The following is a 23,011-nucleotide window of genomic DNA, read 5'->3' as shown; positions in this document are numbered from 1 at the left end:
TCGCTCAGGATATCGGGGGATGGGAAGGTAGATTCGACAGGTGCCCGACGTCATCCCCTTCGCCGACGGGATCGCGGAGGCGTTCTCCGGTTCGGCGCCGATCGGGATCCTCATCGCCGTCGTCGGCGCCGTGTTCCTGTCCCTCGGCGCCCAGCTGCAGCATCGCGGCGTGGTCACGGTCGAGGAGCGGCACGGCACCGGGGAGAAGTCGGGGCTCTCGGGCGGGCAGCTGGTTCGACTGCTCGCGCGCCCGAGCTGGGTGACCGGCACGGTCATGCTGGGTCTCGCGATCGCTCTGCAGCTGACGGCGCTCGGCTTCGCACCGCTCATCGTGGTGCAGCCGATCGGCATCGTCGCCCTCGTGCTGACCTCGATCCTCAACGCGCGGGTGTCCCGGATGAAGCTCTCGCGGTTCGCGATCGGCGCGATCGTCATGTGCGTCGCCGGCATCGGCGTGTTCGTCACGGTGGCTGCCTTCTTCGCGAAGGAGCACATCATCCGCGAGACGCAGCTCATCATCATCCTGGGGATCCTCGGCTGGGTGCTCCTGCTGCTCGGCGCCGCCTTCGTCTTCTTCCGCAAGCGCGTCGGGGCGATGTTCTACATCGTCGCGGGCGGGGTGCTCTACGGTTTCGTGGCGAGCATCGCGAAAGTCGTCATCAACCGCATCCTCAACAACAACCTCGACTGGGTGACCGTGGTCGGGGCGATCTGCCTGCTGCTCGCGATGGCGCTCGGCTTCTACTTCGTGCAGACCGCCTATTCGGTGGGCGCACCCGACCTCGTGATCGCCGGCCTCACGGTCGTCGATCCGCTCGTCGCGGTCGCGATCGGCATCTTCGTGCTCGGCGAGGCCTCCGCCACGCCGGTGTGGGCTCTCGTGGTGTGGGCGGTCGCCGGCGGCGTGGCGATCTTCGGCGTGTTCCGGCTCGCGAAGTACCACCCGCAGACCCACCATCGCGAAGAGACGGGTGAGCAGCCGACCCTGAGGTAACTTGGAGGGGTTGTAACCGCCGACCGAGGGACAGACCGAGTGACCGACGCGCCGCCGTCGAACCCCGACTCCGAGCCGCGACTGACCGTCCTGATCGGCACCGACACCTTCGCCCCCGACGTGAACGGCGCCGCCACCTTCACGCGCAACCTCGCAGCCGGGCTCGCCCGCCGCGGGCACCGGGTGCATGTCATGGCGCCCGCGCAGAAGCATCAGGTGGGCACCTTCACCGAGACGCACGAGGGCGTCGAGCTGACGGTGCACCGCATCTACTCGTGGCGCTGGCTGCCGCACCCCTGGTTGCGGTTCATGCTCCCGTGGCGCGTGAAGGCCAACGCCGAGAAGCTCGTGCGCGCCGTGAAGCCGGATGCGATCCACTTCCAGTCGCACATCGTGGTCGGGCGCGGGCTCGCCCCGGCGGCGAGGCGCCACGGGATCCGCCTGGTCGGCACCAATCACACGATGCCGGAGAACATCCTGCAGCACGTGGAGATCCTGCCGAAGCCGACGCTCGCCTGGCTGGCCCGCATCCAGTGGGGTTCGGCGCGCAAGTGGTTCTCTCTCGCCGACGAGGTCACGGCGCCCACCCGCCGCGCCGCCGACTTCTTCGAGAAGGGCACCGGGCTCACCGGGGTCCACGCGATCTCCTGCGGCATCGACACGAGCTTCTACACGCCCGACTTCACGCCGCGAACGGGCAACGTGGTGAGCTTCCTCGGGCGCCTCGACGAGGAGAAGTACGTCCACGAGCTCATCGAGGCCGCGGCGTTGCTGAAAGACCTCGACGTGCAGGTCGAGATCATCGGCGACGGCGAGGTGCGCCCCAAGCTCGAGGCGCGGGCGCGCGAGCTCGGGATCGCGGATCGCGTGCACTTCACCGGGCGTGTCACCGACGAGGTGCTGCGCGCCACCCTCACGGCGTCGACCGTGTTCGCGATGCCGTCGCGCGCCGAACTGCAGTCGATCGCCACCATGGAGGCGCTGGCCTCCGGCCTTCCGGTGGTCGCCGCCGATGCCATGGCGCTTCCGCACCTCGTGCACTCGGGCGAGAACGGCTACCTCTACCAGCCGGGCGACATCGAGGAGTTCGCGGGGCACCTGCGCAGCATCCTCACGGCGAGCCCCGAGGAGCTGACCCGGCTCAAGAAGGGCGCGCTGCGCACCGTGGAGGCGCACGACATCCAGCGCACCCTCGACATCTTCGAGTCGCTCTACCGCGGCCGCACGGTGATCGACCCCGTGACCGACACGGAGCCCGAGTCGGCCGCGAGCTGACCACCGCGCCGGTAGCGTGTACGCGGGGCGGTAGCTCAGCCGGTTAGAGCAGCGGACTCATAATCCGTCGGTCACGGGTTCAAGTCCCGTCCGCCCTACCAATGATTTCGGGCGAGTTTGCGTGTATCGCTGGAACGTCTTCAAGCGAAAACACTCCCAAAAGCGCTCCAAGTCGAGTGCGTGTCGAAGTCCGGACGCGCAACGCGCGTGCGCGTTGGCCGCCAATGTCGGGCCGCCCTGGTACTTTCAGACCTACATCGGCGCCGTGGACTCGGCGATCGACCAAGGAACGTCCGGCCGGAGGCTGGACCTGCACAGTTAGGAATCACCGTGTCAAAGCACGAAAGCGTGATCATCCACGCGCCTCTCTCCCGCCGTTTCCCCGCCCTGAAGGATGCGCCCCCTGAGTTCGCCGGGGTCGAGTCGTACGTCCTCCGGGTACGCGCGAAAGACGTCCCGTCCGGCATCCCGGACGACGCCAATCCGCGTGAGCCCAACCTGAATCGCCAGGTCTATCGCAAGGTCCGCGCCTCGCTCCTCGGTGCCGAAGGTTCGGGCGCGTTCCATCTGAAGCACGGTGGGATCGTCGTGATCGCCGAACGCGTCGAGCGCATCGACGAGGACACGTACCGGCTCGTGTTCGACCGCGAGGTCAAGCAGGGCATCGCCAACGGCAACCACAGCTACCAGTTGATCCTTGAATCGCAGGAGGAAGGAAACATCCCCGAGGACCAATACGTCGAGATCAAGGTGCATGTCGGCGTCCCGTCGGATGCCGTTGCCGACCTTGCTGACGGGCTGAACACGTCTATGCAGGTTCGCGAAGAGTCCCTCGCTGATCTCCGCAACAAGTTCGACTGGCTCAAGGACGCCCTCGCCACTCACGTCAACGGACAGTCCGCGGTGGCGTGGCACGAGGGCGACGACGGCGAGTACGACGTTCGCGAGGTGCTCGCGCTCCTCATGGCCCTCGATCCGAACCGTTACCCGCTCGAGGATCCGGTGGGCATCGAGAACACCTACGCTCGACTGTCGACGGTGTTCCGCGCCTACCTGAAGGACCCCGAGCGCGTGATGCAGTTCGCGGATATCGCGCTGGAGGCCCTGGAACTCTACGAATACATCCGGATCACGGCGCCGAAGGTCTGGAACGGGGTGTTCCGCAAGACGAAGATCGCCGAGACCCGGCCAAACGGTCTGTTCAAGTTCCCCTATCTGATTGACGCGAGCGGGCGCGCGAGCGGTTCGGATGTCCGCCTGATCAAGCCAGCAGCGGTCCCGAGTTTCGCTGCGTTTCGCGCTCTCGTCTCGGTGCCTGATGAAGGTGCCGCCGAGTGGCGCTATCCGTTCGAGGAGATCAAGGGGCTGTGGGACCAGTACGGCTCCGAGGTGCTCCGCGAGGTACACGATTCGGTCATGCGCCAGCACAACGGGAATACCCACTACGCGGGCCGTTCGGTGATGCTCTACCGAGCGACGAGCCGGACTCTCGAACTCGCCGACCTCCGGCGGCGGGTTTCGGATTAGCGCCCATAGCCGTCGCTAGTGACGAGCAGCCCTCCGCGCCTGACAAAGGCCGGAGGGCTGCTCGCGGTTGACCTACGCAGCGGACTCGGCGCGCCAGCGGTTGCGCTGCGCTGCTTCGAGGCGAGTTGGAAGTCGAGGCGTCTGCTGGATCAGCGCGACGCCAAGGCGCTCGAAGACTCTCTCGGTGCTGAGGACGCGGACTTCTGAGTCGTTGTCGATCTGCTGAAGGTGCTCTGCGACTCGTGCGTAGACCTCCTCGACGATTACGGCTTCGAGTTGGCGGAGCAGCCGAGCCGTGCGGCTCTCGTCTGCGTACGGGATCGAGTTCTTGACGATCTTCTCCTTGGTGGGTTTGTTGATGCTCGGTGACCGCCGAGTGCGGCTTCGGCAGTCTGCCGAGAGTCTGTGTCAGCCGTCCTCGGCCTCGTTCCTCCGGCGGATCGGCGGTGAAGGGCGGGAAGGTGCCCTACTCGATCATCGCCTCCAGCACGAGAGCCTCGACGGCGCGCTCCCGTGCCATGCGCACGGTCGGAAGCACCGCTGCCTCGAACGTGCCCTCGGCTCTGACGTCGCGCAGGTTGAGACGGTCGCCCGCCGGTGCGTGCGTCATGGCGTGGCGATCACACCCCAGAAGGCATCCTCGAACTCGACTCGCCCGGCGTCGGCTCCGGTTCGCAACTTGTCGGCGGTGTCCATTACTCTCCCTCGCCCCGTCGCAGGGGTAGCGGCGCGGTCTGGGTGGCTCGCCGCGCAGGGGCGATGTAGGCGTCGAGGCGTTCCATATCCGCCAAGAAGTCGTCCGGGAGGAAGTGGAGATACACCCGGTAGGTCATGCCGGCGTCGGCGTGGCCGAGCACCCGCGCGACCCGCACCAGTGGCATCCCGCTCGCGGCGAACAGGCTAGCGGCGGTGTGGCGCAGATCGTGGAATCGGAGCGTCGGGCGTCCGATCGCCCGCGCAGCCTCACGGAACTGCCGCCGATAGAACGAGTCGTAGTTCATGCGCGTGGTCCAGTCGAGCCTGCCCCGCCACTCGCCGCCGCCCGCATAGTTGCGGCCCGGCCACAGTGGCGCGGTTGGGTCGTCGCCGTGCGGGGGCTCCGCGAGGTAGGTCGTCAGGTCGTCCACGAGCGCCCGTCGGAGCGGCACGGTGCGGGTGGACTTGTCGCTCTCAGGCGTGCCCTCGACCCATCCCGCGCGAGTGTACTGGTAGGTCCGCTTCACGTCCACGGTGCGCCGCAGGAGGTTCACGTCCCGCACCTGCAAGCCCAGCATCTCGCCGGTCGAACCCGCCATGAGCGCATGAGGCACCGCGTACGAACTCCTATCGTGCTCAGGGGAATCGTCGCGAGTCCCACGTGTCGCTCCGATTCCGAAGACCACTGGCCGAGGTGCTCTGGGGCCAGTCGGGGTTGCTTGCGCTTGAAGCGGGTCATGTCCGAAGGTGAGGTTCGCACTCTCATAATCCGTCGGTCACGGGTTCAAGTCCCGTCCGCCCTACTCTCCGCGAGCCGTCGTATCCGGTGAGCTATTCCGCCGGATGAGCCACCGGATACGACCATTCGCGGGGCGCGGCCTACCGCAGGTCACGGAGGCGCGCCCCGAGGGAGGCGTCCGCGCCGGTGCGGCGCTCCCAGCCGACGGCGATCACGAGCAGCACGATGCCGGCGGTCGCGAGGGTGATCCACCAGAGCAGCGGGTTGATGGTCTCGCCGAGCTGCACGAGGAACACGATCAGGATCTCGAGCGGCAGCGCCGAGATGCCGAGGATGAACGGGGCGGCGAGGGTCTTGCGCGCCCCCGCGAGCACGGCGACGAGGGCGAGGGCGATCACGAGGATGGCGCGCCAGGTCTGCGGGTCGGTGAAGGTCGCCAGCATGGACGGCAGCAGTGTCGCCACGATGCCGGGTGCCAGCAGCGCCCAGGAGCCGCTGAAGCCGATCGGCCAGCTCGTGAGCGTGCGCCGCTCGCCCTCGCGGGCGCCGCGCACGAGGGCGAGCGCGCCCACCAGGACGAGTGCGAGCCCGAGGGGCAGCGCGAAGCCCTCCACCCGCAGCACCTCGCGCTGGCTCCATGCCACGACGGCGACGACCCACGCGAGCGACCACTGCAGCCACACCGGCGGGAAGGCCACCTGCCGGGTGCGCGCGCGCCAGGCGGTCGCGATCATCGCCGCGAGCAGCACGAGCTCGAGCACCCAGAGCGTCCAGATCGAGGTCGGGTCGTTCTCGATCGCCGTCATCGGACCGAGCACGAGGAAGAACGGCACGGGGAGGTATCCCCAGCGATTCGTCGCCCCGGCGGTCTGCGCGAGTCTGCCGACCGTCGCGGCCGTCGCCGCGGCGAGCACCGCGAAGGCGAGCACCTGCAGCATGGGGTGGACATCCACAAGGGGCAGCGGATCCCGCTCCCAGCCGAGGCGCGCCCCCTGCACGACACCGGCCGCGGACGCCGCGACGGCACCGACCATCAGGGGCACCCGGATCGGCTCGAACCGCGTCGTCGTCGAGCCCGCGGGCCGCGTCACCCAGCCGGCGAGCACCGTGAGCACGACGCCCGCCGCGACGAGGGCGTACGCGCGCCACAGCACGGGTGCGTCGTCGAACGAGGTGCCGGTGCCGTTGCCGGTGATCGCGAGGATGGCGAGCGAGGGCACGACGGCGATCCCGAGTCCGGTGGCGAACAGGGCGGCGGCCGGCCGGGCGGCCGCGGTGTCGCGTCGGCGCGCCACGAGCACGAGCCCCACGACCATGGCGGCGACGGCGGGCGGCAGCAGGTACGGCTCGACGACGTTCACGCCGACCATCGCCCACGCGCACCACAGGGCGCCGGTCCAGGCCGCGCCCGCCGTCCACCAGCCGTAGCGGCGCTTCAGCCAGAGCGCGGTCGCCGCGGCCCCCAGGCCCAGCACGAGCAGCACGATGAACGCGATCTCGTACCCCGCGGCGATGCGGACGAGGGCGAGGATCACGGCGATGCCGCCCGTGACGAGCGACGAGACCTCGACCGCGAGCCGGACCGCGTCGGCCGTCGCCGCCGGGAGGCCGCGCCGGGCGAGCGCATCGCGCAGGATGCCGGTCGTCGGCAGCGCGCACGCCACGATGACCGCGATGATCGGCAGGGCGTAGGGGGACCCGCTCTGCGGCAGCTCCGCCGTGAGGCAGACGACCACGACCGCGAGCGTCGGCACGAGGAGTGCCGCCGCGCCGATCCGCAGCGGCCCGGTCGCGCCCTCTCGACGCGTGAGCAGCAGGGTCGCCGCGAGCAGGAAGATGACCCCGGTCGACAACGCCGTCCACGCACCGCGCTCGATGAGCACCGACACCACGCCGATGCCGAACGGCACCGCGGTCACCCCGAGCAGCGCGTACCAGCTGCCCACCGGCAGCCAGGAGGTGAGCGAGGCGGCGATGGCGACGACCGCTGCGGCGGTCGTGATGAGGCACAGGATCGGGAGCTGCTCGAGCGCGGTCAGGCTCAGGGCCGCGGCGCCTGTGACAAGCAGGTAGCCGAAGCCGACGGCCGTGTGCACGGGCCGCACGCGCGGGCGGACCGTGCGCGCGGCCAGCGCGAGCGCGGCGACCGCGACCGGACCCGTGAGGGCGGCGACGGCCGCCTCCGGCCAGGACAGGAGCACCGCGATCGCGGGCAGCAGGTGGGCGAGCACGATGAGCGGAGCTCGATACGAGGCACGAGCCTCGCGCAGCGCCGGCCAGGCGATGAGGAGCACGGAGGCGGCGGCCGCGAGGCCGAGTGCGAAGACCAGGGGCAACGCGACGCCGCCCGGGAACGAGAACGGGATCCCGAGGGCGGCGACCGCGGCCGTCCAGGCGGCCGACACCGCGAAGCCGTGGCGAGCGCCCAGCCGATCCACCCCGCGCGACAGCGCCCACAGCCCGACGGCGAGCGCGGCGAGTCCGAGCACGGCTGCCGTGATCGCGGTGGCGGCCGAGGGATCGATCACCGCCGCCGAGCGCGACGTCCACGCCGCGAGCGGCACACCGAGCACCCCGCCCAGCACGAGGAAGAGCCCGGGGAGTCCGGTGGCCGCCGCGGTTCCCGCGGTGCCGACCACGAGCGCCGTCCGCTGCACCGAGCCGGTGCGCCGCAGGAGGGCGACGAGGACGAGCACGGCGGCGGCGACCGCGGGCAGCAGCGCGGGACGCCACGGAGACGAGTCCGGCGCGAGGAGGGTGTTCGCCGCCGTGAGCGCCGCCGCGACCGTGAGAACACCCCCCACCGCACTCCAGAAGACGCGGAGGAACACGCGGGTCGTGAGGAAGGCGCCGAGGGCGAGGGCGCTCAGCACGGCAGCGACCACGAGCTCCCAGACGGTGAGGCTCATGAGATCCGCGCTGAGAACGGCCGGGATCACCAGCAGGGCCGTGAGCAACTGGAGCACGGTGAGCGTGACCCGGTCGGCGAGCATGCGCGAATCCAGCCGTCGCCCGAGGGGCCGCAGCAGTTCGAGCAGACCCCAGGCTGCGAAGAACACCGCCACCTGACCCCACACGACCGCCCAGCCGCGGGACGGGAAGCCGGCGTTCTCGTCGAGCCCGTAGCCGACGAACGCGGGCACGATCGTGAGGGCGACGAGCCCGGTCCAGATCCAGGTGCGCAGCCGCAGCCATCGTCCGAGCGCCAGGAGCGCGACGCCGGCGACCGCCGCGCCGAGCGCACCGAAGAACCACGCGCTCACGCCGTCCGGTGCCGCCCGGGAGAAGGCCCAGACGTCGAGGGCGAGGAAGACCATGCCGAGCGCCCCCACCGCCTCCGCCGAGAAGTGCAGGCGCCGACTGTTGAGCAACCAGGCGCCGCCCAGGAAGAGTGCCGTCGTGACGGCGATGATCGTAGTGCGCGTGGCGAAATCGGTGAGATCGGGGTTGAGGAAGGTGAAGACGATCGCCGCGACCGCCAGCAATCCGGCGCCGACCACCGCGAGCACCGATTGCAGGCTCACCGTCGAGCGCTCACGCGCGGGAGCCGCGGCGACGACGGTCGCCGGCCCGGATGCCGGCAGGGGGTCGGGTGCCGCCGCCGCGGTGGAGACGCCGGGCGACGGCACCTCGCGCGTCACGCGTGGAAGCGCGTCCACGAGCTGCTGCCGGCGTCGGGCCGCGTCGACGACCGCCTCGGATGCCGCCCACAGCTCCGCGCCGGCGTCGCCGCGCAGATCCGTGCCGCAGCGCGCGCACACGCCTGCCTGGAGCGCGGGCGCCCCATTCCACGAGCGGGTGTGGCACCGCGGGCAGGCGGAGGCGTCGAGGAGGTAGGTGGCGACATCGTCGGTCCAGGCCATGGGGCGACCCTACCGAGCGCGCCGTCCCGAACTCGTCATTCGCGAGGGGGATGGGGATGGATCGCGCGAACGATCGTCGCGGGACGAAATACCGCCGTGTCCCGTTCGGTTGTGTCTGAGGAGTCGAGCAGGATGGACACCATGACCGAGACCGCAACCCCCGCCGCCGCCCCCGCCCAGACGGAGGAGGAGCAGTTCGCCTTCTTCCACTCGCGGCGGGAGCTCGTCGTGGTGCAGCCGCAGGGCAGCCTCGCGCTGACGACGACCCAGGTGATCGACGCCGAGCAGACGGTGTGGGGGGTTCCCGGGCGCTGGGCGCCGCTGCCCGCGGGTCAGTCGGGCGTGAGCCTGACGGCCTCCGCCGCCGACGGCATCCAGGTGGACGGTGCGCTCGTCGACGGCACCGTCGTGGTCCGCGGGAAGGACGACCCGGAGCCGTCGAGCATCCGCTTCAGCGACACCGTCAGCGGCTTCGTGATCGCGCAGGAGGGCGGGCTCTACGCGCTGCGCGTGTGGGACGCCGAGTCGGAGGCGATCCAGGAGTTCGGCTCGATCGACGCCTTCCCGTACAACCCGGAGTGGGTGGTGACGGCCGACTGGTCGCTCAACCCCGAGGGCACCGTGCTCGGCTTCGAGCACCTCAAGGACGACGGTCGCACGCGCGACGAGGTCGTGCCGGGTCGCATCACCTTCACCCGCGACGGGGTCGACTACGACCTCGCGGCATTCAAGTCGGGCCGCGCCCTCCAGCTCGTCTTCGCGGACGCCACCAACGGCGACTCCACCTACAGCGTCGGGCGGTTCCTGTTCGTCGCGCCGAACGCCGACGGCACCATCACGCTCGACTTCAACCGCGCGGTGCTGCCCCCGTGCGCCTTCAGCTACGCGTTCAACTGCCCGCTGCCGCCCAAGCAGAACCGCTTCCCGTTCGCGATCGAGGCCGGCGAGAAGCTGCCGCTCAAGAAGGACGGCTCGCCGCTGCACTGAGGGCTCGCCGGCGCGCCCAGGCGACCGCGAGAGCGCCGAGCAGGGCGCCCGAGGTGTTGGCGACGAGGTCGGAGACGGTCGAGTAGCGGGTCGGAAGGAACAACTGCACGCCCTCGATGAGCCCGCTGGTGGCAAGACCGGCGAGAGTCGTGGACCACACGCGGGTCCACCGGAACGCCGTCATCGCGAGCGCCCCGAACGGGAGGAACATCACGACGTTGGCCGCCACCTCGAGCACCGTGTAGCTCTCGGCGAGCGGCAGCCCGAATCCGGTGAGCCAGCGTGCGACCACGCCGATCGGCCCTCCGAACGGCGTGTCGCTCGACACGGGAGTCCACACGATGACGCCGACCACCACGAGGTAGACGGCGAAGAGGATGCGGAGCACAAGCGTGCGCATCCGTCCAGAGTAAGGGCGGGCGGGATGCCGGCCGCGCGTCGGCGGCTCGGGAGAGGATGGGGGCGTGTTCCTCGCCGTCAGCTCGCCGTCACGCGAGATCGTCGACGCGGTGGCACTCGGCTCCGACGGCACGGAGCGGGGGCGACAGCGCATCCCGGCGGCGGGCTTCGCGCAGTGGGCGGCGTCGCGTGAGCGGGAGCATCCACGATGGCTGTGGGACGACACGCAGCGCTGGTATCCGGCGCTGCTCGCCGCCGGGGTGCGCATCGAGAGGTGCGTGGATCTGCGCCTCAGCCGCGCCATCCTGCGCAGCGCGCCCGCCGCGCGCGGGTCGGAGCTCGCGGCGGCACCGCGGGATCGCTGGGACGCGCGGTCGGTCGCCGTCGATGAGGCGCCCGACGCCCTGTTCTCGCTCGTCGAGCCCGAGCCCGACGACGATCCCTTCGAGGAGTTCGCGCGGCAGCGCGCGGCGATCGCCGCGAGCAGCGAGCCGGGTCGGCTCGGGCTGCTGACCGCCGCCGACAGCGTCGGGGCGCTCGTCGCGGCCGAGCTGCGGTTCGCGGGGCTGCCGTGGGATGCCGAGCGCCACGACCGCATCCTGACGGAACTGCTCGGCGCGCGCGTTCCGGGCGGTCGACCGGCTCGCATGGAGGCGCTCGTGGCCCAGATCCGCTCCGCACTCGATGACCCGGAGGTGAACCCCGACTCGGCGCCCACCCTGCTCAAGAGCCTGCAGCGGGCCGGGCTGCGGGTCGGCAGCACGAGTCGGTGGGAGCTCGCGGGGATCGACCACCCGGTGGTCGCCCCCCTCACGGCGTACAAGAAGCTCGCGCGGCTGTACACGGCCAACGGGTGGGCCTGGCTCGACGAGTGGGTGCGCGACGGTCGCTTCCGGGGCGTCTACGTGCCCGCCGGGGTCGTCACGGGGAGGTGGGCGTCGCTCGGCGGGGGTGCGCTGCAGCTCCCGAAGCAGGTGCGGGGTGCCGTGGTCGCCGATCCCGGGTGGAAGCTCGTCGTCGCGGACGCCGCCCAGCTGGAGCCGCGGGTGCTCGCCGCCATGTCGGGGGATGCGGCGATGGCGCGCGCGGGGCGTGCGCACGACCTCTACCAGGGCATGGTCGACGCGGGCGCGGTCGGGACCCGTTCACAGGCGAAGTACGGGATGCTCGGTGCGATCTACGGCGGCACGACGGGGGAGTCGGGGCGCATGCGGCCGCGCATCGAGAAGGCCTTCCCGCGGGCGATGGCGTTCGTGGAGGATGCCGCGCGGGCGGGGGAGCGCGGGGAGATCGTGCGCACCTGGCTCGGGCGCGGTTCCCCGCCGGGGGCGGCCTCGGGCTGGGACGAGACCCGAAGCGACGCGGAGCGGGACCGATCGCGCAGCGGCCAGCGCGCCTGGGGGCGGTTCACCCGCAACTTCATCGTGCAGGGTACGGCGGCCGAGTGGGCGTTGTGCTGGATGGGGTCGGTGCGCAGGCTGCTCTGGACGCTGGGCGGGGGCGATGAGGCAGCGGCGCCGTTCACGGCGCGACCGCATCTGGTGTTCTTCCTGCACGACGAGCTCATCGTGCATGCGCCCGAGGAGCTCGCCGAGGCGACGGCGGACGCGCTCCGCGAGGCCGCCGTGGAGGCCGGGCGGATCCTGTTCGGGACTGCGCCGGTGGAGTTCCCGCTGAGCGTGGCGATCGTCGACTCCTACGCCGACGCGAAGTAGTCCCCGCGCGCGCCGCGAACCACCGAACGACACGCTTGTCATTCGCGGAGCCGACCGGGCATAATGGGCCCAAGCATCAGCGCACGTTCGACAGGTCGATGGGGAAGTCGCATCTGACGAACGGAGAGAAAAGTGGCTGCTGCGATCTCGCGCGGAGTGGTGTACGTCCACTCCGCTCCTCGTGCGCTCTGCCCGCATGTCGAGTGGGCAGCCGGACGAGCCCTCGGGCGCGCCGTCAACTTCGACTGGCGGCCCCAGCCCGTGCTGCCCGGTGCCCAGCGCACCGAGTACTACTGGGAGGGACCGCGCGGCACCGGCGCGCTGCTCGCCTCCTCGCTGCGCGGGTGGGAGCACCTGCGCTACGAGGTGACCGAGGACGCCGGGCTGGGAACCGACGGCGGACGGTGGATGCACACGCCCGACCTCGGCATCTTCTTCGCGCAGACCGACACCGCCGGCAACACGGTGGTGCCCGAGGACCGTGTCCGCGCCGCGATGGAGGCCGCCGGATCCGACGCCTTCGAGCTGCACCGCCAACTGCGCGTCGCGCTCGGCCAGGCCTGGGACGAGGAACTCGAGCCCTTCCGCTACGCGGGCGAGGATTCGCCCGTCATCTGGCTGCACAAGGTCGGCTGATGATCACCTCGGAGGAACTCGCCCTGCACGCCCTGCTCGACGAGCTCGAGGAGCCGCTCGTGCAGGTGATCGACGTGCTCGAGGCCGACGAGATCGACGACGACTTCGACGGCGAGTGCACCGCGCACGAGGGATGCCGCAGCATCCGCTGACTCACACCGAGCGGAACGCCACCACGGAGTTGTGGCCGCCGAAGCCGAACGAGTTGCTGATGACCAGCTGCGGGCCGTCCCCCAACGCGCGCGGGGTCGTGACGACATCGAGCGGGATCTCCGGATCCTGCTGCTCGAGGTTGATGGTCGGCGGCGCGAGACGGTTCTGGATCGCGAGGATCGCGAAGATCGCCTCGAGCGCCCCCGTTCCGCCCAGCAGGTGGCCCGTGGATGCCTTCGTCGCGGACACCGGGATCCCGTGCACGCGGTCGCCGAACACGGCGTGCAGCGCCTTGTACTCGGCGATGTCGCCGACGGGCGTGCTCGTCGCGTGCGCGTTGATGTGTGTGACGTCGTCGACCGAGGCGTCCGCCTGGGCGAGCGCCGCGCGAACCGCGCGGGCCGCACCCCAGCCTTCGGGGTCGGGGGCGGTGATGTGGTACGAGTCGCTCGTCACGCCGCCGCCCGCGAGCTCCGCGTAGATGCGCGCACCGCGCGCCTTCGCGTGCTCCTCGGTCTCGAGCACGAGCACGGCGGCGCCCTCGCCCATCACGAAGCCGTCGCGGCTCACGTCGTAGGGACGGGACGCGGTGGCGGGGGAGTCGTTGCGGCGGGAGAGCGCCTGCATCGCCGAGAACGAGCCGATCGTGATGCCGTGCACGGCGGATTCGGTGCCACCCGCGAGGACGACGTCCGCGAGGCCCTGCTGGAGGTGGTCGTAGGCGTTCGCGATCGACTCGGTGCTCGAGGCGCACGCGGAGACGTCGGTGCGCGCGAAGGCACGTGCGCCCAGGCGCATGCTGATGGCAGCGGATGCCGCGTTCGGCATAAGCATGGGGACCGTCATGGGGAGCACGCGGCGCGCGCCCTTCTCCTTGAGGGTGTCCCAGGCGTCCAGGAGCGTCCACACGCCGCCGATGCCGGTGGCGAAGTCGACGCCGAGCCGCTCGGGATCGACCTCGGGGGCGCCGGCGTCCTCCCAGGCCTCGCGCGCCGCGATGAGGCCGAACTGGCTCATCGGGTCGAGGCGCTTGATCTCCTGCCGCTCGAGCACCTCGTCGGGACGCACCTTCGCCTCAGCGGCGAAGGTGACGGGGAGGTCGAGCTCGGTCACCCAGTCGTGGGTGAGCGTGTGCGCGCCGGACTCACCGGCGAGCAGAGCGGTCCAGGTCTCGGGTGCCGTGCCGCCCAGCGGGGAGGACGTGCCGATGCCGGTGACGACGATCTTCTTGGTCATTCGAGGTACTCCAGTGTGAAACGCGTCCCGTGAGGTGGACCGGGACGAGGAACGGGCGGGGACGGGTGGTCCCCGCCCGTCGTCGACTAGCTCTGGGCGTTGACGATGAAGCTGACGGCGTCGCCGACGGTCTTGAGGTTCTTGACCTCTTCGTCGGGGATCTTGACGTCGAACTTCTCCTCGGCGTTGACCACGATGGTCATCATCGAGATGGAGTCGATGTCGAGATCGTCGGTGAACGACTTGTCGAGCTCAACGGTGTCCGCCGCGATGCCGGTCTCGTCGTTGATGAGTTCAGCCAGACCGGCGAGAACCTCTTCGGTGGACAGTGCCATGTTCGTTTTCTCCTAGGGGTGTCGAGTGACCGGGGACAAGTTTAGGGCAGGCGCACGACCTGAGCCCCGAAGACCAGGCCGGCTCCGAAGCCGATCTGGAGCGCGAGGCCGCCGCTGAGCTCGGGGTGCTCCTCGAGCAGTCGGTGGGCGGCGAGGGGGATGGAGGCGGCGGAGGTGTTGCCCGTGGTCTCGATGTCGCGTGCGATCGCGACATGCTCGGGGAGCTTCAGCTGCTTGGCGAGCTCGTCGATGATGCGCATGTTGGCCTGATGCGGGATGAACGCGGCCAGGTCGGCGGCGTCGACCCCGGCCTCCTCGAGGGTCTGCTTGGCGACCTTCGCCATCTCCCAGACCGCCCAGCGGAACACCGTCTGGCCGTCCTGGCGCATGGTCGGCCAGGGCTTCACCTTGTCGAGGTACTCCTCGAAGGTCGCGTTCATGCCGACCGCGTCCCACTTGGACCCGTCGGATCCCCATACGGTCTTCGAGACGCCCGGCTCCTCGGCGGGGCCCAGCACCGCGGCGCCCGCGCCGTCGCCGAGCAGGAACGAGATCGAGCGGTCCTCGGGGTGCACGTACTGCGAGAGCTTCTCCGCGCCCACCACGAGCACGTATTCGGCGGCACCGGCCCGGATGAGGGCGTCCGCCTGGGCGATCGCGTAGGTGTATCCGGCGCAGGCGGCACTGATGTCGTAGGCGGGCGCGGGGGCGACCCCGATCCGCTCGGCGAGCAGAGTCGACATCGAGGGGGTGACGGCGACGTTGCTGATCGTGGAGACGAGGACGGCGCCGATGCGGGTGCGGTCCACACCGGACTTCTCGATGGCCTCGGTGGCGGCCGCCTCGGCGAGGTCGATCGCGTTGACCCCCTTGGATGCGCGCTTGCGCGTGACGATCCCGGTGCGCTGGCGGATCCACTCGTCGCTCGAGTCGATCGGGCCGACGAGGTCGTCATTGGGCACCACGAGGTCGCCGCGAGCGGCGCCGAGGGCGAGGATGCGGCTGCCGGGGGCCCCGTGGGCCTGCTTCAGGTGGATGGTCACGCAGCGGACTCCTGGTCGATGAGGGCGTGGGCGGCGGCGAGGTCGTCGGGGGTCTTGACGGCAACCGTGGGCAGCCCCTTGAGGCCGCGCTTGGCGAGTCCGACGAGTGCGCCGGCGGGGGCGAGCTCGATGAGGCCCGTGATGCCCTCCGCCGCGAAGGTCTCCATGGTCGTGTCCCAGCGGACGGGGGAGGCGACCTGGCCGACGAGCAGCTCGAGGTAGTCGGCACCGGAGGCGACCGCCGAGCCGTCGCGATTGGTCCAGATCCGCACGGTCGGGTCGGCGACGGCGACGCCCTCGGTGGCGGCGCGCAGGCGTTCGACGGCGGATGCCATATAGCGGGTGTGGAAGGCGCCCGCCACTTGGAGCGGGATCACGCGCGAGCCGGCGGGCGGCTCCGCCTGCAGCGCGGCGAGGGCGTCGAGCGCGCCCGCCACCACGAGCTGGCCGCCGCCGTTGAAGTTGGCGGGATCGAGCCCCAGCTCGTCGAGCCGTGCGAGCAACTCGGCCTCGTCGGCGCCGATGACGGCGCTCATGCCGGTCTCGGCGAGCGCGGCGGCATCCGCCATGGCCCGGCCGCGGGTGGCGACGAGGCGCATGGCAGCGGACTCGTCGAGGATCCCGGCGCCGGCGGCCGCGGCGAACTCGCCGACCGAGTGGCCGGCGATGCCCGCGATGCGGTCGCGCCGCCCGCCGTCGAGCACCCCGGCGAGCGAGAGGATCGACGCGGCCACGATGAGCGGCTGGGCGATGGCGGTGTCGCGGATGGTGTCGGCGTCGGAGACGGTGCCGTGGGTGCGCAGCTCGACGCCTGCGGCGTCGGCGAGGGCGTCCAGATGCTCGGCGAAGCGCGGCTCGGCGAGCCAGGGCTCGAGGAATCCGGGGGTCTGCGAGCCCTGTCCGGGCGCGACGATCACGACGGTCACCCGTCCATCCTGCCAACACGCCGTGCCGTACGCGGCATGTCGCGCACGAGATATCCGTGAAGACCTTGGCGGAGGCCTACAAGGTCAGTCGTGCTTGCGCCCCGTGTCGGCGATCGAGCCGATGATGAGCGCTGTCTGCAGGATGAGGGCCTCGCGCGCCCCGGTGGCGTCCCAGCCGATCACCTCGGTGATGCGTTTGAGGCGGTAGCGGACGGTGTTGGGGTGCACGAACAGCTCGCGCGCGGTCGCCTCGAGCGAGCGGCCGTTGTCGAGGTACGCCCAGAGGGTCTGCAGCAGTTCGGTCGAGTGGTTCTGCAGCGGCTTGTAGACGCGGTTGATGAGCGTGGCGCGCGCGAGCGGGTCGCCGGCGAGGGCGCGCTCCGGCAGCAGCTCGTCGGCGAGGGTCGGTCGCGGCGCGTTCCGCCAGGCCTTCGCGACCGCGAAGCCGGCGAGGGCGGCCTTGGCGCTGCGGGCGGCGTCCACGAGCGAGGGCACCTCGTGGCCGAGCACGAGGTGACCGGGGCCGAACCCCGGCTCGAGCTGTCGCGCGATCTCGATGAACGCGAGAGGTTCGCGCGCCTCGCTGCCCTCCGCCTGGTCGACGCGCCCGATCACGAGCACGAGGCGCGAGCCCTGCACGCCGATGAGGACGTCGGCGTCGAGGTGCCGCGCGGTGCGTCGCAGCTGGTCGACGTCGAGCATGCGCGGCGCCGTGCCGACGAGCACCGAGACGGCACCGTGGCCGTTCCAGCCGAGGGCGGCGACCCGACTGGGGAGTTCGCTGTCGTACTCGCCCGTGAGGATCGAGTCCACGACGAGCGCTTCGAGCCGGGCATCCCAGAGCCCGCGGGCCTCGGCGGCGCGCGCGTACACGTCGGCGGCCGCGAAGGCGATCTCGCGGGAGTACAGCAGGATCGCCTCGCGCAGCTCGTCTCCCGCGCTCTTCACGCGCTCCTCGACCACCTCGACCGTCACCCGGATGAGCTGCAGGGTCTGCTGCAGGCTCACGGACCGCAGCAGCTCGCGCGGCGCCGCGCCGAACACGTCGGCCGCGATCCACGGCGTCGAGCTGGGGTCGTCGTACCAGGAGATGAACGAGGTGATGCCCGCCTGCGCGACGAGGCCGACCGCGCTGCGCCGCCCGGGCGGCATCTCGCGATACCACGGGAGGGTGTCGTCGAGCCGCTTGAGCGTGCTCGTGGCCAACTCGCCCGACAGCGTCCGCAGCCAGCTGAGCGTCTGGGCTTTCGTCTTCTCCGGCACGGGCGGATGCGCCCTTAGCTCTCGCCGCCCGCCGAGCCCGTGGTTCCCGCGGTCACGTCGTGCAGCTTGTACTTGTCGATCGCCTGCAGCACGTACGCCGGGTCGACCTGGCCGCGGCGCGCGAGCGACTGCAGGGTGCGCACGACCACCGACGGCCCGTCGATCTTGAAGAAGCGGCGGGCGGCGGGGCGCGTGTCGCTGAAGCCGAAGCCGTCGGCCCCGAGGGTCGCGAACTCGCCGGGCACCCAGGCGCGGATCTGGTCGGGAACGGCGTGCATGTAGTCGGTGACCGCGAGGAACGGACCCTCGGCGCCGCTCAGCTTGTGCCACACGTACGGCACCTGCGGCTGCTTCGTCGGGTTGAGGAAGTTGTGCTCGTCGGCGGCGATGCCGTCGCGGCGCAACTCGCTCCACGAGGTGACGCTCCAGACGTCCGCTGCCACGCCCCAGTCGCGGGCGAGCAGCTCCTGCGCCTCGAGCGCCCACGGCACGGAGACGCCGGAGGCGAGCAGCTGGGCCTTCGGGCCGCGGATGGTGGCGTCCTTGAGCTTGTAGATGCCCTTGAGCACGCCGTCCACGTCGAGCCCGTCCGGCTCGGCCGGCTGCACGATCGGCTCGTTGTAGACCGTCAGGTAGTACATGACGTTCGGGTCCGGGTGGCTGCCGCCGTACATGCGGTCGAGGCCCGCCTTCACGATGTGGCCGATCTCGTAGCCGTAGGCCGGGTCGTAGCTGACAACCGCCGGGTTGGTGGACGCGAGCAGCGGCGAATGACCGTCGGCATGCTGCAGGCCTTCGCCGGTGAGCGTGGTGCGGCCGGCGGTGGCGCCGATGATGAAACCGCGCGCCATCTGGTCGCCCGCGGCCCACATGGCATCCCCGGTGCGCTGGAAGCCGAACATCGAGTAGAACACGTAGACCGGGATGAGCGGCTGGCCGTGCGTCGAGTACGCGGTGCCGATCGCGGTGAACGCCGCGAAGGCACCCGCCTCGTTGATGCCCACGTGCACGATCTGCCCCTGGGGGCTCTCCTTGTAGGCGAGCAGCAGGTCGCGGTCGACCGAGGTGTAGTGCTGGCCGTTCGGGTTGTAGATCTTGGCCGTCGGGAAGTAGGCGTCCATGCCGAAGGTGCGCGCCTCGTCCGGGATGATCGGCACGATCCGGTGCCCGAAGTCGGGCGAGCGCAGCAGGTCCTTGAGCAGGCGGGCGAACGCCATCGTGGTGGCGACCTCCTGCTTTCCGGAGCCCTTCTTGGCGATCTCGTACGCCGAGTCCTCCGGCAGCTGCAGCGCGACGTGCGCGGTGCGGCGCTCGGGCAGGTAGCCGCCGAGCTCGCGGCGACGCTCCTGCAGGTACTGCACGGCCGGGTCGTCCTGTCCGGGGTGGAAGTACGGCGGCTGGTAGGGGTTCTCTTCGAGCTGGGCGTCCGTGATCGGGATGCGCAGCTCGTCGCGGAACTGCTTGAGGTTGTCGAGGGTGAGCTTCTTCATCTGGTGGGTCGCGTTGCGGCCCTCGAAGCTCTTGCCGAGGCCGTAGCCCTTGATGGTCTTCGCGAGGATGACGGTCGGCTGGCCCTCGTGCTCGACGGCCGCCTTGAAGGCCGCGTAGACCTTGCGGTAGTCGTGGCCGCCGCGCTTGAGGTTCCAGACGTCGTCGTCGCTGTAGCCCTCGACGAGCTTGAGCGCCTCGGGGTCGCGGCCGAAGAAGTTCTCGCGCACGTAGGCGCCGTTCTCGGTCTTGTAGGTCTGGTAGTCGCCGTCGGGGGTGACGTTCATGAGGTTCACGAGCGCACCCGTGGTGTCGCGCGCGAGCAGGTCGTCCCACTCGCGGCCCCAGACGACCTTGATGACGTTCCAGCCGGCCCCGCGGAAGAAGCTCTCGAGCTCCTGGATGATCTTGCCGTTGCCGCGCACCGGGCCGTCGAGCCGCTGCAGGTTGCAGTTGACGACGAAGGTCAGGTTGTCGAGCTTCTCGTTCGCGGCCCACTGGAGGGCGCCACGGCTCTCGACCTCGTCCATCTCGCCGTCGCCGAGGAACGCCCAGACGCGGCTGTCGCCGCGATCCACGATGCCGCGGTTGGTGAGGTACTTGTTGTTCTGCGCCTGCCAGATGGCGTTGATCGGGCCGAGCCCCATCGACACGGTCGGGAACTGCCAGAACTCGGGCATGAGACGCGGGTGCGGGTAGGAGGAGAGCCCGTGCGGTGCGCGGGACTTCTCCTGGCGGAACCCGTCGAGGTCGTTCTCCGACAGACGCCCCTCGAGGAAGGCGCGCGCGTACATGCCGGGGGAGGCGTGACCCTGGTAGAAGATCTGGTCGCCGCCCGAGGGGTGGTCCTGACCGCGGAAGAACCAGTTGTGGCCGACCTCGTAGAGCGACGCGCTCGAGGCGTAGGTCGAGATGTGGCCGCCGACCGCGATGCCGGGCCGCTGGGCGCGGTGCACGGTGATCGCGGCGTTCCAGCGGATCCACCGGCGATACTGGCGCTCGAGCTCCTCGTCACCGGGGAACGCGGGCTCGTTCTCGGGTGCGATGGTGTTGATGTAGTCGGTGGTCGGCACCATGGGCACACCCAGGTGCAGCTCCTTGGACCGCTTGAGCAGGCTCAGCACGACCTCGCGTCCGCGAGCGTGCCCCTTCTCCGCGACGAGCGCGTCGAGGGACTCCTGCCATTCGGCGGTCTCCTCCGGGTCCTGATCGGTGTTGTTCACCGAGTACGGATCCTGGTCGTTCACCGTCACCCTTGACCTCTTCCTGATCGTGTCTGGCCGTGGACGAGTCTAGTTCCGCGCGCGGGTGCGATTCTCACCGCGCGCGAAGCCACCGAGCGATGTGGGGCCTCCCGGCGTATGATCGCTCCTCGTGGCTTTGGAGAACGACACACAGGCTCCCGATTTCGACCTCGCGAATCAGTTCGGCGAGCACATCCGGCTGAGCGACTTCCGCGGGCGCAAGCCCGTTGCCCTCGTCTTCTTCCCGCTCGCCTTCTCGAGCACCTGCACAGGGGAGCTGTGCGCGCTGCGTGACAACCTCGCGCTGTTCCAGGAGCACGGGGTCGAGCTCATCGGCATCTCGGTCGACTCGAAGGCGACGCTGCGCGCCTGGGCCGAGCAGGAGGGCTACGACTTCACCCTGCTGGCCGACTTCTGGCCGCACGGCGCCGTCGCGAAGGAGTACGGGGTCTTCCTCGAGGAGAAGGGCTTCGCGAACCGCGCGACGTTCGTGATCGACGCGAAGGGCATCATCCGTGCCTCCTTCATCACCGCCCCCGGTCAGGCGCGCTCGGTGGAGGAGTACCGCGCGGCGCTCGACGAGGTGCTGCCGATCGCGGTCTGAACCGCGCCCGGCGGTCAGCCGCCGATGACGTTGACGACGCGCGCGATGACGAGCGCCAGGATGGCGAAACCGGTCACGGACTGCACGAGCATGATCGCCTTCGCGAGCGTGGTGAGCGGCATGGTGTCGGTCGGGCTGAACGCCATCGAGTTCGTCGCCGAGACGTACACGTAGTCGAAGAAGGACGGCATCCAGTCGGCCGTGCGGGAGGAGCCGGAGGCGACCTCCGCGACCGCGTCGTGGTTGGCATCCTGCGGGAAGGCGAAGCTCGCCGGGGGCAGCTGGTCGCGCGGCTCGCGGCGTCTGACCACCGGCCCCCCGCGATCGAGCTCCCAGTAGACGATCGCGTAGACGATGATGTTCGTCACCCAGACCTGCACGGCGACCAGCAGGATGCCGCGGGCGTCGGGCGCATCCGCCTCGAGCAGCGCGACGATGAGCTGCACGATCGCCACCTGGTTCGCGAGCAGCAGCAGGATCGCGAGCGCGACCCCCGCCCGGCGCGACCAGCGCTCCTCGCGATTGAGCCGATGGGGGTTCAAGACCACGAGGGCGATCAGGATCGCGATGGCCAGTCCCGCGACGACGAAACGCAGCCACGGCAGGTAGTCCGCCGGCACCGCGAGGTACAGCGCGATCGCCACCGCGATGGCGACCACGACGGGCCAGCGATGCTCGGCGCGGGAACGGAACTCGGTGGTCGCCACGCGTGGAGCCTACGACCGGGCGGCTACGATCGGGGAGTCCGGGCTCTTAGCTCAGCTGGAAGAGCGCCTCGTTTACACCGAGGATGTCGGGGGTTCGAGTCCCTCAGGGCCCACAGTCGTCTCGATCGATCGATCGCGCTCCGGGAAGGCGGCGGATAGCCTCGTCGCTGTGACGGGTTCCGCCGTACCGCGCCCCCTCCGCACCGTTGCCCGCGTGCAGCGTTTCGGCGTCGACTCCGCCGCGCTGAGCGAGGAGGCCGTGCCCGTCGGCGCGTGCCGGGTGCGGGTGACCCACGCCTCGGTGGGCTCGACGGACGCCATGGCCTGGCGGGCGACTACCTTCTGCACCCCTTCCGCGGTTTCATCACGGGCTACGACGTCGTGGGCGTGCTCGAGTCGCTCGACGCCGACGCCACCCGGCAGGGTCTCGCGGTGGGGCAGCGCGTGGCCGCCGTGGTGCCCGACATGGGCGCCCACGCGAGCATCGTCGTGCTGCCCGGCTCGTTGCTGGTCGCCGTGCCCGACGGGTTGGACTCGTCGCTCGCCGCGGCGCTGCCGCTCGACCTCATGACGGCGCGACTCGCGCTCTCCTGCTTGCGTCCGGATGCCCGCAGCGTGCTCGTGCAGGGCGTGACGGGCGCCGTCGGGCTGCTCGCGGCGCAGCTCGCGCTGCCTGCCGGCCTGCGGGTCGCGGGCACCGCGTCGCAGCGCACCGCCGCGATCGAGCCCCTCGCGGTGCACCTCGTCGACTACCGGGATGCGAGCTGGCGCGAGCGGGTACGCGAGGAGTTCGGTCCCGTCGACGGCGTCATCGATCACACGGGCGACCGGGCACTCGGCCGATTGCTGAGCGACCGCGGACGGATCGTGCGCATCTCCTACGCGGGGCGGCGCGGGCACCAGAAGGGGGCGACGCTGCGCGGCTCGATCCGCACCCTGCTGCACCACGGGATCCCGCCCCGCGAGCGCCTGGCGGCGACGCCGGCGTCCATCCGCGGCGACCACGGCCGCTACCGCGCGCAGCTGGGCGAGCTGCTCGAGCGCGTCGCCCGCGGGGAGCTGCGCCCGGTGGAGCCGGAGCTTCACCCCTTCGCCGACTTCGCGACGGCGCTGCGGGCGGCCGACCGCGGCCTCTCGGGCCGCAAGGCCGTGCTGCGGATGCCCTGAACCCCTCCGAGCCG

20 protein-coding genes and 2 tRNA genes are annotated in these 23,011 nt (G+C 70.7%); 11 read left to right on the top strand and 11 right to left on the bottom strand.

Features of this window, described 5'->3' with window-relative positions; all coding sequences use genetic code 11:
• Positions 1 to 40: 40 nt before the first annotated feature.
• The 4 genes from FLP23_RS09545 to FLP23_RS09530 all read left to right on the top strand — a co-directional run bounded on the left by FLP23_RS09545 (position 41) and on the right by FLP23_RS09530 (position 3,796).
• Positions 41 to 994: a DMT family transporter gene (locus tag FLP23_RS09545; protein ID WP_246139952.1), complete on the top strand. Its 954-nt coding sequence runs from the start codon at positions 41 to 43 to the stop codon at positions 992 to 994.
• Between the two features lie 39 nt (positions 995 to 1,033).
• Positions 1,034 to 2,269: a glycosyltransferase gene (locus FLP23_RS09540; RefSeq protein ID WP_246139951.1), complete on the top strand. Its 1,236-nt coding sequence runs from the start codon at positions 1,034 to 1,036 to the stop codon at positions 2,267 to 2,269.
• Between the two features lie 24 nt (positions 2,270 to 2,293).
• Positions 2,294 to 2,370, top strand: a tRNA-Ile gene (locus tag FLP23_RS09535).
• A gap of 229 nt (positions 2,371 to 2,599) precedes the next feature.
• Positions 2,600 to 3,796, top strand: coding sequence for an AIPR family protein (locus FLP23_RS09530; RefSeq protein ID WP_168200415.1), 1,197 nt, complete (start codon positions 2,600 to 2,602; stop codon positions 3,794 to 3,796).
• Between the two features lie 466 nt (positions 3,797 to 4,262).
• On the opposite strand, the gene FLP23_RS12275 is transcribed toward FLP23_RS09530, so the two are convergent.
• The 3 genes from FLP23_RS12275 to FLP23_RS09520 all read right to left on the bottom strand — a co-directional run bounded on the left by FLP23_RS12275 (position 4,263) and on the right by FLP23_RS09520 (position 9,094).
• Entirely contained in the window at positions 4,263 to 4,406 is a 144-nt protein-coding gene (locus FLP23_RS12275; RefSeq protein ID WP_168200414.1) for a hypothetical protein, read from the bottom strand.
• Positions 4,407 to 4,491: 85 nt separating this feature from the next.
• Positions 4,492 to 5,091: a site-specific integrase gene (locus FLP23_RS09525; RefSeq protein WP_149325644.1), complete on the bottom strand. Its 600-nt coding sequence runs from the start codon at positions 5,089 to 5,091 to the stop codon at positions 4,492 to 4,494.
• A 280-nt stretch (positions 5,092 to 5,371) separates the two neighbouring features.
• On the bottom strand, positions 5,372 to 9,094 hold the full coding sequence (locus tag FLP23_RS09520) for an SCO7613 C-terminal domain-containing membrane protein (protein WP_149325643.1): 3,723 nt from the start codon (positions 9,092 to 9,094) through the stop codon (positions 5,372 to 5,374).
• Between the two features lie 141 nt (positions 9,095 to 9,235).
• Here FLP23_RS09520 and FLP23_RS09515 point away from each other — a divergent pair, with 141 nt between their 5' ends.
• The gene (locus FLP23_RS09515) at positions 9,236 to 10,081 is read left to right on the top strand and encodes a DUF1684 domain-containing protein (protein WP_149325642.1); all 846 of its coding nucleotides are present in this window, start codon (positions 9,236 to 9,238) and stop codon (positions 10,079 to 10,081) included.
• Here FLP23_RS09515 and FLP23_RS09510 read toward each other — a convergent pair.
• Complete coding sequence (locus tag FLP23_RS09510; RefSeq protein ID WP_168200413.1) at positions 10,053 to 10,481, bottom strand: VanZ family protein; 429 nt, start codon at positions 10,479 to 10,481, stop codon at positions 10,053 to 10,055. The genes FLP23_RS09515 and FLP23_RS09510 overlap by 29 nt on opposite strands.
• A 64-nt stretch (positions 10,482 to 10,545) precedes the next feature.
• Between FLP23_RS09510 and FLP23_RS09505 the strand changes: the two genes are divergently transcribed.
• From FLP23_RS09505 to FLP23_RS12270, 3 genes are all read left to right on the top strand, one after another.
• Positions 10,546 to 12,195 (top strand): bifunctional 3'-5' exonuclease/DNA polymerase, encoded by a 1,650-nt coding sequence (locus FLP23_RS09505; RefSeq protein ID WP_149325640.1) that lies wholly within the window; start codon positions 10,546 to 10,548, stop codon positions 12,193 to 12,195.
• Positions 12,196 to 12,327: 132 nt separating this feature from the next.
• A complete protein-coding gene (locus tag FLP23_RS09500) occupies positions 12,328 to 12,831 on the top strand; it encodes a DUF3145 domain-containing protein (RefSeq protein ID WP_149325639.1) in 504 nt (167 codons plus the stop codon).
• A complete protein-coding gene (locus tag FLP23_RS12270; RefSeq protein WP_168200412.1) occupies positions 12,831 to 12,983 on the top strand; it encodes a hypothetical protein in 153 nt (50 codons plus the stop codon). Before FLP23_RS09500 ends, FLP23_RS12270 begins: the two co-directional genes overlap by 1 nt.
• 1 nt (position 12,984) lies before the next feature.
• Here the strand turns inward: FLP23_RS12270 and fabF are convergent, their stop codons facing one another.
• From fabF to aceE, 6 genes are all read right to left on the bottom strand, one after another.
• Complete coding sequence (gene fabF, locus FLP23_RS09495) at positions 12,985 to 14,220, bottom strand: beta-ketoacyl-ACP synthase II (RefSeq protein ID WP_149325638.1); 1,236 nt, start codon at positions 14,218 to 14,220, stop codon at positions 12,985 to 12,987.
• Between the two features lie 86 nt (positions 14,221 to 14,306).
• Positions 14,307 to 14,555, bottom strand: a complete 249-nt coding sequence (locus FLP23_RS09490; RefSeq protein WP_149325637.1) for an acyl carrier protein — start codon at positions 14,553 to 14,555, stop codon at positions 14,307 to 14,309.
• Between the two features lie 41 nt (positions 14,556 to 14,596).
• Positions 14,597 to 15,598, bottom strand: a complete 1,002-nt coding sequence (locus FLP23_RS09485; RefSeq protein WP_149325636.1) for a beta-ketoacyl-ACP synthase III — start codon at positions 15,596 to 15,598, stop codon at positions 14,597 to 14,599.
• Entirely contained in the window at positions 15,595 to 16,524 is a 930-nt protein-coding gene (locus tag FLP23_RS09480; RefSeq protein WP_149325635.1) for an ACP S-malonyltransferase, read from the bottom strand. Before FLP23_RS09480 ends, FLP23_RS09485 begins: the two co-directional genes overlap by 4 nt.
• An 84-nt stretch (positions 16,525 to 16,608) precedes the next feature.
• Positions 16,609 to 17,787 (bottom strand): PucR family transcriptional regulator, encoded by a 1,179-nt coding sequence (locus tag FLP23_RS09475; RefSeq protein WP_149325634.1) that lies wholly within the window; start codon positions 17,785 to 17,787, stop codon positions 16,609 to 16,611.
• Between the two features lie 14 nt (positions 17,788 to 17,801).
• On the bottom strand, positions 17,802 to 20,528 hold the full coding sequence (gene aceE, locus FLP23_RS09470; RefSeq protein WP_149325633.1) for a pyruvate dehydrogenase (acetyl-transferring), homodimeric type: 2,727 nt from the start codon (positions 20,526 to 20,528) through the stop codon (positions 17,802 to 17,804).
• A gap of 121 nt (positions 20,529 to 20,649) precedes the next feature.
• Between aceE and FLP23_RS09465 the strand changes: the two genes are divergently transcribed.
• Positions 20,650 to 21,123 carry a peroxiredoxin gene (locus tag FLP23_RS09465; protein WP_149325632.1) on the top strand — a complete coding sequence of 158 codons (474 nt, stop codon included), beginning with the start codon at positions 20,650 to 20,652 and terminating at the stop codon, positions 21,121 to 21,123.
• Positions 21,124 to 21,137: 14 nt separating this feature from the next.
• Here FLP23_RS09465 and FLP23_RS09460 read toward each other — a convergent pair whose 3' ends face one another.
• On the bottom strand, positions 21,138 to 21,830 hold the full coding sequence (locus tag FLP23_RS09460; protein ID WP_149325631.1) for a DUF1345 domain-containing protein: 693 nt from the start codon (positions 21,828 to 21,830) through the stop codon (positions 21,138 to 21,140).
• A gap of 40 nt (positions 21,831 to 21,870) precedes the next feature.
• Between FLP23_RS09460 and FLP23_RS09455 the strand changes: the two genes are divergently transcribed.
• Positions 21,871 to 21,943 (top strand) — tRNA-Val (locus tag FLP23_RS09455).
• Positions 21,944 to 22,103: 160 nt separating this feature from the next.
• Positions 22,104 to 22,997, top strand: a complete 894-nt coding sequence (locus FLP23_RS09450) for a zinc-binding dehydrogenase (protein ID WP_149325630.1) — start codon at positions 22,104 to 22,106, stop codon at positions 22,995 to 22,997.
• The last annotated feature ends 14 nt before the right edge of the window (positions 22,998 to 23,011 follow it).

The organism is Protaetiibacter larvae, assembly GCF_008365275.1.
Lineage (GTDB): Bacteria > Actinomycetota > Actinomycetes > Actinomycetales > Microbacteriaceae > Homoserinibacter > Homoserinibacter larvae.
Note: the sequence above shows the minus strand (reverse complement) of the source record. Positions and strands in the feature narration are given on the sequence as shown.